Annotated in this window: 14 protein-coding genes, 1 other RNA gene and 1 pseudogene; 7 read left to right on the top strand and 9 right to left on the bottom strand. The window is 76.2% G+C overall.

What is annotated here, in order from left to right; genetic code table 11:
- Positions 1–80: 80 nt before the first annotated feature.
- Positions 81–2497 (bottom strand): annotated as a pseudogene (locus F1641_RS20720) (phosphoketolase).
- A gap of 80 nt (positions 2498–2577) precedes the next feature.
- On the opposite strand from F1641_RS20720, the gene F1641_RS01950 reads away from it, so the two are divergent.
- On the top strand, positions 2578–3180 hold the full coding sequence (locus F1641_RS01950) for an isochorismatase family protein (protein ID WP_206690387.1): 603 nt from the start codon (positions 2578–2580) through the stop codon (positions 3178–3180).
- Positions 3181–3195: 15 nt separating this feature from the next.
- Here F1641_RS01950 and F1641_RS01945 read toward each other — a convergent pair whose 3' ends face one another.
- Positions 3196–3945 (bottom strand): ZIP family zinc transporter, encoded by a 750-nt coding sequence (locus F1641_RS01945; RefSeq protein WP_194903293.1) that lies wholly within the window; start codon positions 3943–3945, stop codon positions 3196–3198.
- Between the two features lie 162 nt (positions 3946–4107).
- On the opposite strand from F1641_RS01945, the gene F1641_RS01940 reads away from it, so the two are divergent.
- Complete coding sequence (locus tag F1641_RS01940; protein WP_194902787.1) at positions 4108–5106, top strand: DUF4349 domain-containing protein; 999 nt, start codon at positions 4108–4110, stop codon at positions 5104–5106.
- Positions 5107–5112: 6 nt separating this feature from the next.
- On the opposite strand, the gene F1641_RS01935 is transcribed toward F1641_RS01940, so the two are convergent.
- Positions 5113–6246, bottom strand: a complete 1134-nt coding sequence (locus F1641_RS01935) for an esterase family protein (RefSeq protein WP_194902786.1) — start codon at positions 6244–6246, stop codon at positions 5113–5115.
- A 145-nt stretch (positions 6247–6391) separates the two neighbouring features.
- Here F1641_RS01935 and F1641_RS01930 point away from each other — a divergent pair, with 145 nt between their 5' ends.
- Both F1641_RS01930 and F1641_RS01925 read left to right on the top strand, forming a co-directional pair.
- Positions 6392–8284, top strand: coding sequence for a phosphatidylglycerol lysyltransferase domain-containing protein (locus F1641_RS01930; RefSeq protein ID WP_194902785.1), 1893 nt, complete (start codon positions 6392–6394; stop codon positions 8282–8284).
- A complete protein-coding gene (locus F1641_RS01925; protein WP_194902784.1) occupies positions 8281–9156 on the top strand; it encodes a hypothetical protein in 876 nt (291 codons plus the stop codon). The genes F1641_RS01930 and F1641_RS01925 overlap by 4 nt, the downstream gene beginning before the upstream one ends.
- A gap of 30 nt (positions 9157–9186) precedes the next feature.
- On the opposite strand, the gene F1641_RS01920 is transcribed toward F1641_RS01925, so the two are convergent.
- Genes F1641_RS01920 through F1641_RS01910 form a run of 3 tightly spaced genes read right to left on the bottom strand, consistent with a single transcriptional unit; the run spans position 9187 to position 11486 of the window.
- Entirely contained in the window at positions 9187–9999 is an 813-nt protein-coding gene (locus F1641_RS01920; protein ID WP_194902783.1) for a shikimate 5-dehydrogenase, read from the bottom strand.
- Positions 9975–10991 carry an endonuclease/exonuclease/phosphatase family protein gene (locus tag F1641_RS01915; RefSeq protein ID WP_194902782.1) on the bottom strand — a complete coding sequence of 339 codons (1017 nt, stop codon included), beginning with the start codon at positions 10989–10991 and terminating at the stop codon, positions 9975–9977. The genes F1641_RS01920 and F1641_RS01915 overlap by 25 nt, the downstream gene beginning before the upstream one ends.
- Before the next feature lie 3 nt (positions 10992–10994).
- Positions 10995–11486 carry a YchJ family protein gene (locus tag F1641_RS01910; protein ID WP_194902781.1) on the bottom strand — a complete coding sequence of 164 codons (492 nt, stop codon included), beginning with the start codon at positions 11484–11486 and terminating at the stop codon, positions 10995–10997.
- Between the two features lie 37 nt (positions 11487–11523).
- Between F1641_RS01910 and F1641_RS01905 the strand changes: the two genes are divergently transcribed.
- Positions 11524–11994 carry a pyridoxamine 5'-phosphate oxidase family protein gene (locus F1641_RS01905; protein WP_206690385.1) on the top strand — a complete coding sequence of 157 codons (471 nt, stop codon included), beginning with the start codon at positions 11524–11526 and terminating at the stop codon, positions 11992–11994.
- 111 nt (positions 11995–12105) lie between these two features.
- Positions 12106–13119: an esterase family protein gene (locus tag F1641_RS01900; RefSeq protein WP_194902779.1), complete on the top strand. Its 1014-nt coding sequence runs from the start codon at positions 12106–12108 to the stop codon at positions 13117–13119.
- 165 nt (positions 13120–13284) lie between these two features.
- On the opposite strand, the gene ssrA is transcribed toward F1641_RS01900, so the two are convergent.
- Positions 13285–13656: a transfer-messenger RNA gene (ssrA, locus tag F1641_RS01895) on the bottom strand.
- 122 nt (positions 13657–13778) lie between these two features.
- On the opposite strand from ssrA, the gene F1641_RS01890 reads away from it, so the two are divergent.
- A complete protein-coding gene (locus tag F1641_RS01890) occupies positions 13779–14246 on the top strand; it encodes a DUF6992 family protein (RefSeq protein WP_194902778.1) in 468 nt (155 codons plus the stop codon).
- Positions 14247–14259: 13 nt separating this feature from the next.
- On the opposite strand, the gene F1641_RS01885 is transcribed toward F1641_RS01890, so the two are convergent.
- Together F1641_RS01885 and F1641_RS01880 are read right to left on the bottom strand one after the other, a co-directional pair.
- On the bottom strand, positions 14260–14925 hold the full coding sequence (locus tag F1641_RS01885) for an SPFH domain-containing protein (RefSeq protein ID WP_206690384.1): 666 nt from the start codon (positions 14923–14925) through the stop codon (positions 14260–14262).
- 327 nt (positions 14926–15252) lie between these two features.
- Positions 15253–16176 carry an NADP-dependent oxidoreductase gene (locus F1641_RS01880; protein ID WP_194902777.1) on the bottom strand — a complete coding sequence of 308 codons (924 nt, stop codon included), beginning with the start codon at positions 16174–16176 and terminating at the stop codon, positions 15253–15255.
- Positions 16177–16192: the final 16 nt, after the last annotated feature.

The raw sequence follows: 16192 nt of genomic DNA, 5'->3' as shown, positions 1-16192 counted from the left end.
CGCACCCTCCGCAGTCATATGCTCACGGTACGTGACAGGCCGGGCACGCGCCGTCGCGACGCGCCTCGCGACCGCCGGCCTCAGAGGGTCGGGTCCCAGCGGAAGCCGCTGATCTCCTCCGGGTCCTCCCCCGTCTCGTACGCGTGGGCGCGGGCGGCCAGGCGGGCGTCGGCCATCTCCTGCCGCAGCCCGGCGTGCCGGACGCCGAGCCCGGGGACCCTGTCGATGACGTCCATGACCAGGCGGAACCGGTCCAGGTCGTTGCGGTGCACCATGTCGAAGGGCGTCGTGGTGGTGCCCTCCTCGACGAACCCGCGCACGTGCAGGTTCTGGTGGCCGTTGCGCCGGTACGTCAGGCGGTGCACCAGCGTCGGGTAGCCGTGGAAGGCGAACAGCACCGGCCTGTCGGTGGTGAACAGCGCGTCGTACTCGCGGTCGGCCAGGCCGTGGGGGTGCTCCGACGGCGGCTGCAGCCGCATGAGGTCGACCACGTTCACGAAGCGCACGCGCAGCTCGGGGAGCCGCTCGCGCAGGACCGCGGTGGCCGCGAGCGCCTCCTGCGTGGGGATGTCACCGGCGCACGCGATGACGACGTCGGGCTCGACGCCGTCGTCGTTGGAGGCCCACGCCCAGCGGCCCAGGCCCCGGGTGCAGTGGGCGACGGCCTCGTCGACGGTCAGGTAGTCGAGCGCCTGCTGCTTGCCGGCGACGACGACGTTGACGTAGTGCTCGCTGCGCAGCACGTGGTCCATGGTCGACAGGAGCGTGTTGGCGTCCGGCGGGAGGTAGACCCGCGTGATCTCGGCCTTCTTGGTGACCACGTGGTCGATGAAGCCCGGGTCCTGGTGGGAGAAGCCGTTGTGGTCCTGGCGCCACACGTGGCTGCTGAGCAGGTAGTTCAGCGACGCCAGCGGCCGCCGCCACGCCAGCTGGCGGGTGGTCTTGAGCCACTTGGCGTGCTGGTTGACCATCGAGTCGACGATGTGGATGAAGGCCTCGTAGCTGGTGAACAGGCCGTGGCGACCGGTGAGCAGGTACCCCTCCAGCCAGCCCTGGCACAGGTGCTCGGAGAGCACCTCCATGACGCGGCCGTCGCGGCGGACGTGGCTGTCGCCCTCCCGGGGCCCGTCGGCGAGCTGGCGACCGGTGACGTCGAAGACGGCCTGGAGCCGGTTGCTGGCCACCTCGTCCGGGCCGAAGAGGCGGAAGGTCTCGGGGTTGGCTGCCACGACGTCGCGCAGCCAGTCGCCGAAGACGCTGGTCGGGCTGTGCATCTGCTCCCCCGGCCGCGGCACGTCGACGCCGTGGGAGCGGAAGTCGGGCAGTCGCAGCGGCTTCTTGACCAGGCCGCCGTTGGTGCGGGGGTTGGCGCTCATGCGCCGCTCGTCGCGCGGGCGGTTGGCGAGCACCGCGTCCGTCGGCGCGCCGTCGTCGCCGAAGAGCTCCTCGGCGCGGTAGGACTCGAGCCACGCGCGGAGCTGCTCGCGGTGCCCCTCGTCGGAGCGGACCTCGGACAGCGGCACCTGGTGGGCGCGCCACGTGCCCGCCACCGGCTCGCCGTCGACGTCGTGCGGGCCCGTCCAGCCCTTGGGGGTGCGCAGGACGACGACGGGCCAGCGGGGGCGGTCGCCCGGGTCGCCGTCGTGGGCCGCGGCGTGCTCGCGGGCGGCGCGCTGGTTCTCGGAGATGGTGTCCAGGGCCGTGTCGAGCGCCTGGGCCATGCGCTGGTGGACGGGGTCGCGTCCTCGCCGTCACCGGGGCCCGAGACCCACAGCGGCTCCCAGCCGGTGCCGCGCAGGTACTGCTCCAGCTCGTCGTCGCTCATCCGCGCCAGCACCGTCGGGTTGGCGATCTTGTAGCCGTTGAGGTGCAGCACGGGCAGCACCGCGCCGTCGCGCGCCGCGTCGAGGAACTTGTTCGCGTGCCACGAGGCCGCCAGCGGGCCGGTCTCGGCCTCGCCGTCGCCGATGACGCAGACCGCCACGAGGTCGGGGTCGTCGAAGACCGCTCCGGTGGCGTGCACGAGGGCGTAGCCGAGCTCGCCGCCCTCGTGGATCGAGCCGGGCACGTCGGCCGCCGCGTGGCTGGGGATGCCGCCGGGGAAGGAGAACTGCTTGAACAGCCGGCGCATCCCCTCCTCGGTCTGGTCGACGTCGGGGTAGGCCTCGGTCCAGGCGCCCTCCAGCCAGGCGTTGGCCACCACCGCGGGACCGCCGTGCCCGGGGCCGGCCACGAACAGCGCCTCGGTGTCGCGGTCGCGGATGGCGCGGTTGACGTGGCTCCACACGAAGTTGAGCCCGGGCGTGGTGCCCCAGTGGCCGAGGAGGCGGGCCTTGACGTGGTCGGGGCCCAGCGGCTCGCGCTGCAGCGGGTCGGCCTGCAGGTAGATCTGGCCGACCGAGAGGTAGTTCGCGGCGCGCCACCAGTGGTCGACGGCCGCGAGCGCCGCGTCGTCGAGGACGTCGGGGACGAGGTCGCCGCCGGGGACGACGGGCACGGCGGGGCGCGTGGCGAGGTCGGTCACGGTTCCCACCTACCCGCTGGCGCGGGGCTCACGCGGTGGGACAGGCTTGGCGGGTGGCAGCTGAGCGCTTCGCGTACGGGCCGGGAACGGCGCTGGTGGTGGTGGACGTCCAGGTCGACTTCGCCGACCCGACCGGGTCGCTCCACGTGCGCGGCGGCGAGGAGGTCGTGCCGCTCGTGAACGCCGAGGTGGAGGCCGCCACCGCGGCGGGCTCCCCGGTGGTGTTCACGCAGGACTGGCACCCCGAGCACACCCCGCACTTCGCCGCCGACGGCGGGACCTGGCCCGTGCACTGCGTGGCCGGCACGCCCGGCGCCGAGCTCCACCCGGCGCTGGTGGTGCCCGAGGGCGCGCCGCGGGTGCGCAAGGGCACCGGCGCGGAGGACGGCTACTCCGGCTTCTCCGAGCTCGACCTCGCCTCCGGCCGCCGCGAGGCGACCGTGCTGGGAGACCTGCTCGACGCGCACGGGGTGCGGCGCATCGTCGTCGTCGGGCTCGCGGGCGACTACTGCGTGAGGGCCACGGCGCTGGACGGCGCCGCCCGCGGGCTGGCGGTGCGGGTGCCGCTGGCCCTGACGCGCTTCGTGCAGCTGGCCGAGGGCGACGACGAGCGCGCGGTCGCCGAGATGCGCGCCGCCGGCGTCGAGGTGCTCTAGACCCGTCGCGACCGCTCAGGCGCGCGAGACGGCGAACGCCGCCAGGAAGCCCAGCGCCGTGATGAGCCCCGTGAGCAGGTGGGTGCGCTCGAAGGCCTCCGGGACCATGGTGTCGGCCACCATCGCGAGGATCGCCCCGGCCGCGACGGCGGTGATGACCGCGACGAGCTGGTCGGGCGCACCGTCCAGCAGCAGCGCGCCGAGCATCGCGGACAGGCCGCTGGCCAGGGCGATGCCGCCCCAGACCCCGAAGACGTAGCGGGCGCTGCGGCCCGCGCGGCGCATGCCGGCGGCGCTCGAGAGCCCCTCGGGCACGTTGGAGATGAAGACGGCGGCGAGCACCCCGACGCCGACGCCACCGCCGCTGAGCAGCGACAGGCCGAGCACCACCGACTCCGGCACCCCGTCGAGCAGGGCGCCGACGGCGATGGCGGCGCCGCTGCCGGAGTCCTCGTCCTCGCTGGGCTGCTGGTCGCCCGACCGCTTGCGGTGGCGCGCCCCGAGCCGGGACAGCGCCGTGTTCGCCGCGACGTAGACGACCGCGCCACCGAGGAACCCGCCCGCCGTCGCGAGCAGGCCGCCGGAGCGCTCCGCCTCGTCGACCAGCTCGAACGCGAGCGCCGAGATCAGCACGCCGGCGCCGAAGGCCATCACCGAGGCCACGGCCCACCGCGGCACCCTCGCGAACCACGCCACCGCCGCACCGAGCACCAGGGCGAGCCCGCCCACCAGCCCCCACGCGCCCGCCTCGAGCCACACCGGCACCGCAGCCACCCCGCCCTCAGACCGTCGCAGCGGCCGCCGGGCTGGACCACACCGGCGAGGACGCTAGGCCCGCTGCGGGCGCGCCGCCAGCGCAGTGATCACGGTCCGGTCACGGGACCGGTCCCGCTGCAACGGCCCGGCCGGGAGCCGCGTCTGGCGGGCATGAACAGGTCCGGCGCGCTGAGGCGCTCCCCCGCTGCCGTGCTCGTGCCGATCGCCCTGACCGGCCTGCTGCTGGCCGGCTGCTCCGCGAGCGAGTCGGGGGCCGCGGCGAGCGGGTCCGGAGCAGCCGAGAGCGCCGCGGACCGCGCCGGCCCGCAGTCCTTCACCGACGCCGCGGCGACGAGCGGTGACGGCGGGAGCAGCGCCGAGGCCGCGAGCGCTGCGGCCCCCGCTCCCGCTGCCGGCGCCGCGGGCAGCGACCTCGCCGGCGCCAGCGACCGCCAGGTGATCACCACCGGCTCGGCCAGCATCGTGGTCGACTCCCCCGCCACGGCCGCCGAGCAGATCGCCGTCTACGTCGAGGGCGCCGGGGGCCGGGTGGAGCAGCGCTCGGTGCAGACCCCCGAGGAGGGGCCGTCCAGCGCGACGCTCACCGTGCGCGTCCCCGCGCAGGGGTTCTCGACGACCCTGGACCAGCTCGGGCGCTTCGGGGAGGTCAGCGACGTCGACGTCACCTCCACCGACGTGACCGCGCAGGCCAGCGACCTGGACGCGCGGGTCGCGGCGCTGCGCACCTCCACCGAGCGGCTCACCGCTCTGCTCGCCGGCGCTGCGAGCACCGAGGAGGTGGTGGCCGCCGAGAGCGCCCTCACCCAGCGGCAGGCCGAGCTCGACTCCCTCACCGCCCAGCGCGCCGTGCTCTCCGGCCAGGTCGAGATGGCGACGCTCAGCCTGTACGTCACCGGCCGCGCCGAGGCGCCGGTCGTCGAGGCGGGCGGGTTCCTGGGCGGCCTCGCCTCGGGGTGGAACGCCCTGGTCGCGGCGGTCGCGGGCGCCCTGGTGGTGCTGGGGGTGCTGCTCCCGTGGCTCGTGGCGGCCGCCGTGGTCACCGCTGCCGCGTTCGGGGTGGCGCGGGTGGTGCGGCGCGTGCAGGCGCGGCGCGCGCCCGCGGCCTCCCCCGCCGCCGCGGGCCCGGCCGACGTCGACGACGAGGGCTGACGCCGGTCAGGACGCCGGGGTGCTCGACGGCTCGGGCGCCGGCGCGAGGCCCATCCGGTCGAGCACCCACGTGAGGCCGGGGGCGATGCCGGTGGCGGCGAAGTCCCAGTCGTGCTCGGAGTCGGGCTCGACCCGCAGCAGCACCGGCAGGCCCTTCGCCCGCAGGTCGCTCACCACGCGCCGGGTCTCCCGCGCCGCGAGCGGGTCGCCGTCCTCGGCGAGGTCGAACCAGAACGGCACGCCCTCCCGGACGGGCAGGCGGGGCAGGTAGTGGACGGGCGAGGCCGCCCGGTACTCCGCCCTCGTGCTCAGGGCGTCCCTCCCGCCGGGACCGGGGCTGCCGAACGCCTCCAGCCCGACGACGCCGCCGAAGACGTCTTGGTGGCGCAGGCCCAGGTCGAGGGCGCAGTAGCCCCCCATCGACATCCCCGCGGCCACCCGGTGCGCGGGGTCGGCGGCCGTGGCGTAGTGCGCGTCGACCCAGCTGACGACGTCGAGCACGTGGGTGGCCACCTGAGGCCCGCCGGGCCGGGTGCTGTCGAGGCACTCGGTGTCGTCGGTGTCGGGGGCGGTGAGGTCGGGGGCCACGAGGACGACCGGGGGGATCAGCCGGTCGTGGATGAGCACGTCGGCGGTGTGGGCGACGTCGCCCGCGGTGAACCAGTCGGCCGAGGAGCCCGGCTCGCCGTGGAAGAGGTAGACCACCGGGTAGCGGACCGAGCCGGCGTCGTCGGGGTCGTAGCCGGGAGGGGTGTAGACCCAGGTGTCGCTGGGGTCGAGCCCCGAGCCGTCGCGCAGCGGCACCTGCACCTGGGTGACCTCGCCGTCGGTGTCCGGCACGCGCCCGGTGGCCAGGGTCTCGGCGGCCTGCGCCGAGGGCAGCAGCCCCAGCCGGGTGTTCACCCCGGCCGCCAGCGCCAGGGCGAGGACCAGCACGGCCGCGCTCCCGGCCAGCCACGGGCGGCGTCCCCGGCGGCGCCGCACCACCACCAGCACCACCAGGAGCACGGCGAGCCCGCCCAGCACGCCGGCGGGCCACCAGGTGGAGAGCACGTCGCGGTGGGCCCCCAGCTGGTCCAGGACGGCGCGGGGCACCTCGCCGGCGCTCGGGAGCGCCAGGGGCGCGGACGCGGAGGCCACGGCTGATGGTGGCTCCCCGGCCTGGGAGCGCGCCACGCGAGGTACCGGGGGCCGACTGTGAGTCGCGTGGGAGTCGCGTGGGAGGTCGACCGGACGGCCGACGGCGCCTGCGGGCGGGCCGCGCGATGGCGCAGGATGACCCCTCGTGGATCACCTCGTCCGTCGAGACCGCCGCCGGCGCACCGCTTCCGTCGTCGTGGCTGCCGCCGGCCTGCTCTCCCTGCTCTCCGCGGCGCTCCCGCCGCTGCGCGGCCGCCTGGAGACCCTGCTGGGCCTCACGCCCTTCCTGGTGCCGCAGACCGCGGCCGGCGTGACCGCGCTGGCCGGGTGCACCCTGCTCGTGGTCGCGCGCGGCCTGCGCCGCGGCAGCCGCCTGGCCTGGGGCGCGGCGCTGGCCCTGCTCCTCGGTCTGACGGTGCTGCACCTGGTCAAGGGCATCGACTACGAGGAGGCGCTGCTCACCGCGGCGGTCGCGGCCTACCTGAGCACGCAGCGCCGGGCCTTCCCGGTGCTGCCCAGCCACGCCGCCGCCGTGCGCGCCGTGGTCCTGGGCGCGGGCGGGGCCGTCGCCGCCGTGCTCATCACGGCAGCGCTGACGCTGGGCTTCGGCGGGCACCGCCACCACGGGCAGTTCGGTGAGGACGCCCGCGAGGCCGCCGGGCGGCTCGTCGGCGTGGAGGAGGCGCAGCGCGTCGGCGTCCCGGCCGGCGTGGTGCCCGGGCTCGGGCCGGCCTCGAGCCGGCTCCTCCCCGTGATCGGCGTCGGCCTGGTCTGCACGGTGCTGTGGCTGGTCTTCGCACCCCGCCGCGCCCCGAAGCTCGGTCGGGCCGAGCACGACGCCGAGCGCGAGCGCGCCCGCGCCGTCGTGCACCGCTGGGGCGGCGACACCCTGGCCTACTTCGCCCTGCGCGACGACAAGGACTGGTTCTTCACCGGCTCGACCGTGGTCGCCCACTCCGTGCGCGGCACCACCTGCCTGGTCTCCCCCGACCCGGTCGGCCCGCCCGAGGAGCGCGAGGACGCCTGGGCCGACTTCCGCGACTACGCCGAGCGCAACGGCTGGACCGTGCTGGTGATCGGCGCCGCCGAGCCCTGGCTGCCGGTGTACGAGCGCACCGGCATGCGCCCGGTCTACCTCGGCGACGAGGCCGTGCTCGACTGCACCACCTTCACCCTCGCCGGCAACGCGATGAAGTCGCTGCGGCAGGCGTACAACCGCGTGGGGCGCGCCGGCGTGACGTACTCCTTCCACACCGCCGGCGAGCTCGACCCCGCGATGCGCGCCGAGCTCGTGGCCATGAGCGCGCAGAGCCGCCGCGGCGACGCCGAGCGCGGCTTCTCGATGACGCTGTCGCGCCTGGCCGACCCGGCCGACGCCGACCTGCTGCTGACCGTGGCCCGCCAGCGGGTGGCCGCCACCGAGGAGGCCCCCGCCGTCGACAGGGTCATCGGCTTCGTGCAGTGGGTGCCCTCGGCCGACGTCGACGGCTGGTCGCTCGACGTGATGCGCCGCTCCACCGACGAGGGCCTGCCCTCCGGCATCGTCGACGCGATGATCATCGCCACCGCCGAGCACGTGCGCGAGCGCGGCCAGAAGGGGCTCGGCCTCAACTTCGCGGTGCTCCGCACGGTGGTCTCCGGCGAGCAGGAGGGCCGCGTGCCCGACCTCGCCCGCCAGGTGCTCACGCGCCTGGGCAGCCACTCCCAGATGGAGTCGCTGTGGCGGTTCAACGCCAAGTACGACCCGACCTGGCGGGCCCGCTACGTCGTCGTCGACGACCTCGCCCAGCTCGCCACCGACGGCCTCACGATGGCCCGCGCCGAGGGGCTCACCGAGGAGCTGCCGCTGGTCTCCGCGCTGCCGCGCCTGGGCGAGCAGATCGGCAGCCAGCTGAGCGGTGTGGGCACCGCGCTGCGCGACCGCCTCCCCGGCCGCTCGCGCACCGCTGCCGACGAGGACGACGCGGACGGCGAGGGCGACGAGGGCGACGACCGGGACGACGACGGGCCCGTCGGCCCCGGCAGCAGCCCCCGGTGAGCGCGGCGCTGGGCCTCACCGCCGCGCTCGTGGCGAGCCTGGCCTACGGCGTCGCGTCGGTGCTGCAGGCCCTCGGGGCCCGGCGGGCGGCGTCGGCCGGGGGTGCGGCGCCCACGACCGGCGGGGCCGGCGCCGTCGGGCTGGCCCGCCAGCCGCTCTACCTGGCCGGGGTGGTCCTCGACGGCGCCGCGTGGCTCGTGTCGCTCGTCGCCCTGCGGACGCTGCCGCTGTTCGCGGTCCAGGCGCTCCTCGCCGGCTCGCTCGCCGTGACGGCCCTCCTGGGCGCACGCGCGCTGGGCGTGAGGCTCGGCAGGGTCGAGCACGCGGCCGTCGTGGCCGCCGTCGCGGGCCTCGCCCTGGTCGCCGCCGGGGCCCAGCCGGGCCGCCCGCAGCCCGCTCCTCCCGGCACCGTCGAGGCGGCCCTGGGGCTGGCCGTCGCCCTCGCCCTGCTGGTGGCCGTGCCGGCGGGCACCTCCGAGCGCCCCCGGCGCTGGCTGGAGGGGCGCACCGGGGCCCTGGTGCTCTCGTGCGCCGCCGGTGTCGCCTACTCCGTCGCCGCGCTGTGCGCCCGCCTCGTGGAGCCCGCCTCCCCGCTGGGCCTGCTCACCGAGCCCGCCACCTGGGCCGTGGTGATCTCCGGCGTCGCCGGGACGCTGCTCTACGGCAGGGCGCTGTCCGGTGACGGCGTGGTCGCGGCGACGGCCGCGCTGTGGGTGGTCGAGGTGGTGGTCGGCGGCGCCGCGGGCCTGCTGCTCCTCGGCGACGGCGTGCGCCCGGGCTGGGCCACACCGGTCGTCATCGGGGTGGGGCTGGCGCTCGCGGCGTGCGTCCAGCTGGCGCGCCCCGCCTCCGAGGCCCAGCCCGCCGGCTGACCCGCAGCCGACCGGCCCGGCGGCCGGCGCTCAGCCCTGGCGGGAGAACGCCGAGGCCCGCTCCACCTGCTCGGGCGTCACCTCGACCCCGGTGTACCGCTCGAACTGGCGGGCCGCCTGCAGCGCGATCACCTGCGACCCCGTGATGACCGGCACCCCGGCCCCCTCGGCGGCCCGCACCAGCGGGGTCAGCGCGGGGAAGGCGACGACGTCGAGCACGGCCGCCGCCGCGCGGACGTGCTCCAGGGGGAAGGCCAGCGCGTCGGCGTCCTCCCCCGCCATCCCCAGCGGGGTCGCGTTGACCAGCACCGCGTCGTCGACCGGCTCGGAGGCTCGCACGGCGTGCCGGTAGCCGTACTTCTCCGCGAGCCGGCGGCCGGTGGCCTCGTTGCGGGCGAGGACGGTCAGGTCGTGGGTGCCGGAGCCGCGGAAGGCGGCGACCACCGCCTTCGCCATGCCCCCCGAGCCCTGCACCACGACCGGCAGCGACGGGTCGAGCCCGGCGATGAGGGTCGCGACGGCCTCGTAGTCGGTGTTCGAGGCGGTGAGCCGGCCGCCGTCGTTGACGATCGTGTTGACGCTCTCGATCGCCGCCGCCGACGCCTCCAGCTCGTCGACCAGCGGGATCACCGCCTCCTTGAACGGCATGGACACCGAGCAGCCCCGGATGCCCAGGGCCCGCACGCCGCGGAGGGCGCCCTCGACGTCGTCGGTGGTGAACGCCTTGTAGACGAACGGCAGGGCCAGCTCGTCGTAGAGGAAGTTGTGGAAGCGGGTCCCGAGGTTCGAGGGGCGCCCCGCCAGGGAGATGCAGAGCGTCATGTCCTTGTGGAGGATCGGCACGGCGCCATCCTCGCGCCTGGGCCCCAGCCGGCCAGGGCCAGGTCGGCCAGCACCGGCGAGTGCGTGCTCGGGCCCCGCTCCCCCTCCCACGTGCGCACCGGCTCCAGCCCCGCGACCAGCACGACGTCGACCCGCGCGAGCCCGGGGCCCGGACCGCGGGTGAGCTGCGGCATCCGGCCCACCGCCGCGTTCACGTCGGTGAGGCCCGCGGCCACGAGCAGCTGGAGCGGCTCGTTGAGCTCCGCGGAGTTGATGTCGCCCCCGACGACCACGACGTCTCCCGCGCGACGCCGCTCCTGGACGACCTCGGCGAGGTGCCGGGCCTCGGCCACCCGCACCGCACCGGCGCTCGCGGTGCCGCCCGCGGGGTTGCGGGCGCCGTCGCTCGCGGAGCAGCCCAGGCACGGGCTCGCCAGGTGCACCGAGAGGACCGACGCGGTGCGGCCGCCCAGGTCGAGCCGCACCAGGTCGGCCGGTCGGGCGCCGTCGGGCAGGCCCGCGAGCGGGGTGGCGCTGAGGACGGGGTAGCGGCTGAGCACGGCGTCGCCGTCGTCCTGCGGCCCCAGGGGCCCGAAGGAGCGGTAGGGGTAGGCGGCGGCCAGGTGCCGGTCGGCGGCGCCCCGCTGGCGGGGGGTCAGCTCCTGCAGCAGCAGCACGTCGGGGGCGTCGTCGGCGACCAGCCGCAGCACGCCGTCGACCGAGCCCCCGTGGGTGGCGTTGTAGGTGGCGACCCGCAGGTCGGACCGGGCGGTGCTGCTCGCCGGGCTCCCGGGCACGAGCACGTGCCCCCAGGTGCTCGCCAGCACGGCGACGGGCGCGGTGAGGGCGACGACGGCGCGGCGACGACCCCGCAGGAGCGCCCGCACGAGCAGCACCGGGGTGGGCAGCAGCCACCAGAAGGCCGCGAGGGCGAGCGCGTAGGTGGGCGCCCAGGCGTCACCGACGACGGCGACGGCCAGCAGGGCCGCGGTCGCCGCCGTCCCGTAGAGCACGCCTCAGGCCAGCTCGCCGTCGAGGTAGAGCCAGCGGCGGCCGGCGCCGGGGCCCGCCGCCGCGGTGCGCACGAAGCGGCTCCGCTCGCGCAGCACCCCGCGGGCCGGGGTCCCGTCGTCGCGGGTGGCGGTGCTGCGCCAGCGCGCCTCGAAGGTGACGGTGCCCTCGTCGTCGAAGGGACCACCGCCCGTGGTCTCGACGACGTCCAGGCGGACCCAGCGCTGGTCGGGGTCGAGGTCCACCTCGGCCTCCTCGGGCCGGTCGTGGGGGTGCCACGTGCGCAGCAGGTACGGCACGTCGCGGAGCGCGAAGGCCGAGTAGCGCGACCGCATGAGGGCCTCCGCGGTGGGAGCGTCGGCCTCCCCGCGGTGGTAGCGGCCGCAGCAGGCGGCGTAGGCGTCGCCGGTGCCGCAGGGGCAGCGCTCGGCGCCCGCGCCGCCACGGCCGTCAGGGCTGTCAGGGCTGTCGGTGGGCGTCCCTACGGTGCCGGGCATGGGACCCAGTGTGGGGCCGCGCGTCGAGCGGCCCGTGATGCCCGAGGGCTATGGCCTGCCCGACACGACCGACGGCGTCCTCGCCTGGTCAGCCGTCCAGGAGCGCCTCGTGGCCGCCCAGCACTACTGGCTGGCGTCGGTGAGGCCGGACGGCCGCCCCCACACCGTGCCCCGCTGGGGCGTCTGGCTCGACGGGCGGTTCTGGTACGACGGCGCCGCCACCACCGTCCACGCCCGCAACCTGGCCTCCAACCCCGCGTGCTCGCTGCACCTGGAGAGCGGCAGCGACGTCGTCGTGGTCGAGGGCGCGTCGCACCCGGCGCGCGCCGACGCCGCCGACCTGGGCCGGCGCCTGGCGGAGGCGTTCAGCAAGTACCACGCCGCCGGGTACTCCCCCGGCGCCGACGCCTGGTCGGGTGACGACGGCGGGGGGCTGCGGGTCCTCGTGCCGCAGCGGGCGCTGGCGTGGTCGGCCTTTCCCACCGACTGCACGCGGTTCACCTTCTGACCGCGCCTCGACCCGTCCCCGCACCGGTCCAGGCAGCTGGCGGGTGGCTGCCAGGGGGTCCGCAGGCGGTGGGCACGCTCCCGTCATCGGTGGCCCTCCACCGTGGGGGTCGTGCCCCGTCGTCGTCCGCTGGTCGCGCTCTGCGCCGCTGCGCTCCTGGTCGTCCTGACCGGCTGCTCGTCCGCCGCCGACGGCGCGGCGCCCGTCGCCGCCTCGTCCACCTCGCCCACCTCGGCCCCGGGTGGTGCGCCGTCGTCCGCCGCACCGGCCGCGAGCACGGCGTCGCCCTCCCCGCCCCAGCGGCACGTGGCGGACGGGCAGGTGTGGACGCAGGCCGACTTCGGCGACCAGCCCGTGCGGCAGACGGTGCTCACCGGGCCCTCGTCGGGCGTCACGATGACCGTCTGGGTGTGGACCCCGCCGCAGTACTCCGACCCCGCCTACGCCGGGAAGGACTTCCCGGTGCTGTTCCTCTACCCCGGCGGCGACGGCGCCACGTACAACAACTGGACGGACCGCTCCTACGGCGCACAGGACGTGGTCAGCAGGGGGGCCGCTGACGGCTCGGTGCTGCCGTTAGTCTTCGTCATGCCCGAGATGCAGGTGTCGAAGGACGTCGACACCGAGTGCACCGACATGCCGGGACAGCCGGCCGTGGGGACCTTCCTCGACACCGACCTCCCGCGGATGGTCCAGGACGACTTCCGCGTGCTCCCGCCAGGGCGCGGCTGGGGCATCTCGGGGGCCTCCGCGGGGGCGTACTGCGCGGCGGCGATCGCCCTGCGCCACCCCGACCAGTACGGCGCCGTCGTCAGCATCGCCGGGTACTTCTCCATGGAGACGGACCTGCCGCAGCGCGAGGACCCCGCGGTGCGGGCCCTGTACCCGTCGGCCCTGGCACCGACCTCCACCGGCGGCGCGGCCTGGCTGTTCGTGGCCGGCACCGACAGCCCCGAGGACGTCCGCGCCGCGAAGGAGTTCGCTCCGCTGCTGCCACCCCCGGCGACGACGCAGACGTACCTGCAGCCGGGCGGCGAGCACCTCACGACGTCGTTCAAGGCGGCGATGCCCCAGGTGCTGCAGTTCTTCTCCCAGCACCTGAGCCCGCCGGCCCCGGGGGCGTGAGCCCGGTCGTGCGCCCGGTCGTGCGCCCGGTCGTGCGCCCGGTCGTGCGCCCGGTCGTGCGCGCGGGCAGACGACGGAGGGCCCGACCTGGTGGTCGGGCCCTCCGCTGCTCGCAAGGGGGGTGTCGCTCACGTGGGACGACTGCTGATCAGTCCGAGAGCGACGAGGTGGAGGTGGCGGGAATCGAACCCGCGTCCGCCGTCGTGCCCCCAGGGCTTCTCCGGGTGCAGCCCGTGACTCGTTCTGCTCGGCTCCAGCGCTCACACGGGCGTTGCGCTGACGAGCCCAGTCACCTTGGTTTCCCACCGGCCCCGGTGACACTGGCCGGTGGTTGAGCTCCCTAGCTGACGCCGGTACCCGGGCCGGGAGCACTCCCGGGCCGACGGACTTTCAACTCAGCTGATCAGGCAGCGAGAGCGAAGTCGGTGCTCTTGGAATCGGCACCTGTGGGTTTGCAAGGAACGTTAACGAGATGACCTTGCCTTCTCGACCCGCTTCCCCTGGTTCGACGATGCGACGTCGAAACCTGACACCCCCTGTGGAGTTGTGCTGCTCGCGGCCGGGACCACGGGCAGTCGGACCATCCTACGCGCAGCGGCAGCCGGTCCTCCAGTGAGAACTCCTGCTGCGCGCCCGCTGTTCCGCGCGAGACTGGTCCCGTGGACGACGACGTCGAGGCCGTCGAGCGCGAGCTCACCCGTGCGCTGCAGACGTGGACCGTGGCCAGCACCCTGACCGGGGCGGTGGCCCTGGTGGTCGGGAAGCGCCGGGGGCACCCGGCGCTGCGGGCCTTCGGGGAGCAGACCGTGCTGTGGGCGGTGGTCGACGCCGCCGTGCTCGGTGCCGGCGCCGCGGTCCGGGCGCGCGCCAGCGGTCCGCCCCCGGCGGAGCGGCTGCGCCTGCTGCTCACCACCAACGCCGTGGCCGACATCGGGTACGTGGCGCTCGGGTCGGCCCTGGCCGCGCGACCCGACCGGGTGCTGCGGCGGCTGCGGCGCCGCGGGCGCGGCCGGCGGACGAGCGAGGCGGAGCTGCGGGCGCACGGCCTGGCCGTCGTGGTGCAGGGCCTGGCGCTGCTCGTCCTCGACGCCCGCGCCGCCCGACGGCTGGGACCCGCACCCCGCTGAGCGTCGGGGAGCCTCAGGACTCCCCGACGTGCAGGACGACGGTCGAGCCGGCCCGCGCCGCCTCCTGGACGGTGCGCAGCTGCAGCAGCGCGGGGTTCTCCGCCAGCGTCCGCGCCGCGTTGGCGAGGGCCCGCGTGGCGGCGACCTCACCGCGTGCCCGCTCGAGGGCGGCCTGCCCCTCCTGGGTCGCCGTCGCCGTCGCCAGCAGGGCGCGGCGCAGCTCCCCCGGGAGGCTGACGTCGCGGACGGAGGCCTCGACCACCGCGATCCCCAGGTGCGCCACCTCGGTCGCCACGAGCGGGGTGAGCACCGACGCCGCCCCCGCCCGCAGGGCGAGCAGCTCGGCGACCGGAGCCGCGGCCACCCAGTCGCGGACCGCCAGCTGCAGCGCCAGCCGCAGCTCGGCCTCCGGGTCGGCGGCCGCGTCGAGGAAGGCCACCGGGTCGGCGATCGCGAACCGGGCGGCAGCGCTGACGCGGACGCCCGGGACGTCGGCCGCCGCGACCTCCTGGCCGGTCACCATGAGCAGCTGCTGGCGGACGTCGAGGACCTCCACCGAGCGCCGCCACGCCCTGCCCCTGAGCCGGTGGCGTCCGGCGTCGAGGACGTCGACGACGCGCCCGTCGTACCGGACGACGGCGCGCCGGCCGTCCCTCACCACCAGGTGCTTCCTGAACACGCTCCGCCTCCTGCCGCCCACGGGTGCACCGACCAGCAGCACGGAGCGGACGCACAGCGACGACGGCCGGTGCCCGACGGCCCGGACGGGCAACCCCTCGAGGAGGTGCGCGGGTCCGAGCGCTGCCTGCCGGCCCTCGCGGGCGCGGCGGGGCACCGGCCGCCGTCATCGGTCGAGGAGTCGAACCTCAGCGCTGATGAGGCGCCAGCATCCGCAGTGCTGCGCTGCCCGCTGGTGCGCGGGACGCGGCCGGTGAGCCACCGGTGCGCCGCTCGTCGGGCAGCAGGACCACGATGCCCGCAGCCCGGCGAACGGCGCCACGGGTTTTCAGACGGCGAGGACCAGCTTGCCGCGGACGTGGCCGTCCACCTGCGCCGTCCAGGCGTCGGCGGCGCGCTCCAGGGGGAACGCCTCCTGCACCTCGACGCGCACGGTCCCGTCGGCCACCAGGGCCGCGAGGGAGGCCAGCTGCCGGGCGTCGGGGGTGACGAAGCAGTAGAGCCCGCCCGCCTCGGCCACGGCCTGCGGGTCGACGTTCGACGCGGTGCGCGCCGGGTCCTTCGCGAGCTCGGCCGACTGCGTGATCGCGTCGCCGCCGACGTAGTCGACCGCGGCGTCGACGCCCTCGGGGGCGAGGGCGCGCACGGCGTCGACCAGCCCGTCGCCGTACTGGACGGGCTCGGCGCCCAGGGAGCGGACGAAGTCGTGGTTGCGCTCGCTCGCGGTGCCGATGACGCGCGCCCCGCGGGCCACGGCGATCTGGACCGCGAGGTGGCCCACGCCACCGGACGCGGCGTGCACGAGCACGGTGTCGCCCGCGCCCGCGCGCACCGCCTCCAGCGACTGCAGCGCGGTGAGGCCCGCCAGCGGCAGGGCCCCGGCGGCCTCCCAGGAGACGGCCGGCGGCTTCAGCGCCCAGTGGCGCTGGGCCCCGGCGACCAGCTCGGCGTAGCAGCCGTCACGGACGAAGTCCTTGCGGACGTAGCCCAGGACCTCGTCACCGACGGCCAGGTCGCGCACGGCGGGCCCGACCGCCTCGACGACGCCGGCGGCGTCCCACCCGGCGATCGTCGGCAGGAACGAGGGGAAGGCCCCCTGCAGGTACCCCGCGCCGATCTTGAAGTCGACGGGGTTCACCCCGGCGGCCCTCACGCGGACGAGGACGGAGTCCGGACCGACGACGGGGTCGGGCCGCTCACCGACCTGCAGGACCTCGGGACCGCCGTAGGACTCGTGGAAGACAGCACGCATGCACCCAGCCTGCGGC

Origin of the sequence: Quadrisphaera sp. INWT6, from assembly GCF_015390235.1 — a bacterium.
Taxonomy (GTDB): Bacteria; Actinomycetota; Actinomycetes; order Actinomycetales; family Quadrisphaeraceae; genus Quadrisphaera.
Note: the sequence above shows the minus strand (reverse complement) of the source record. Positions and strands in the feature narration are given on the sequence as shown.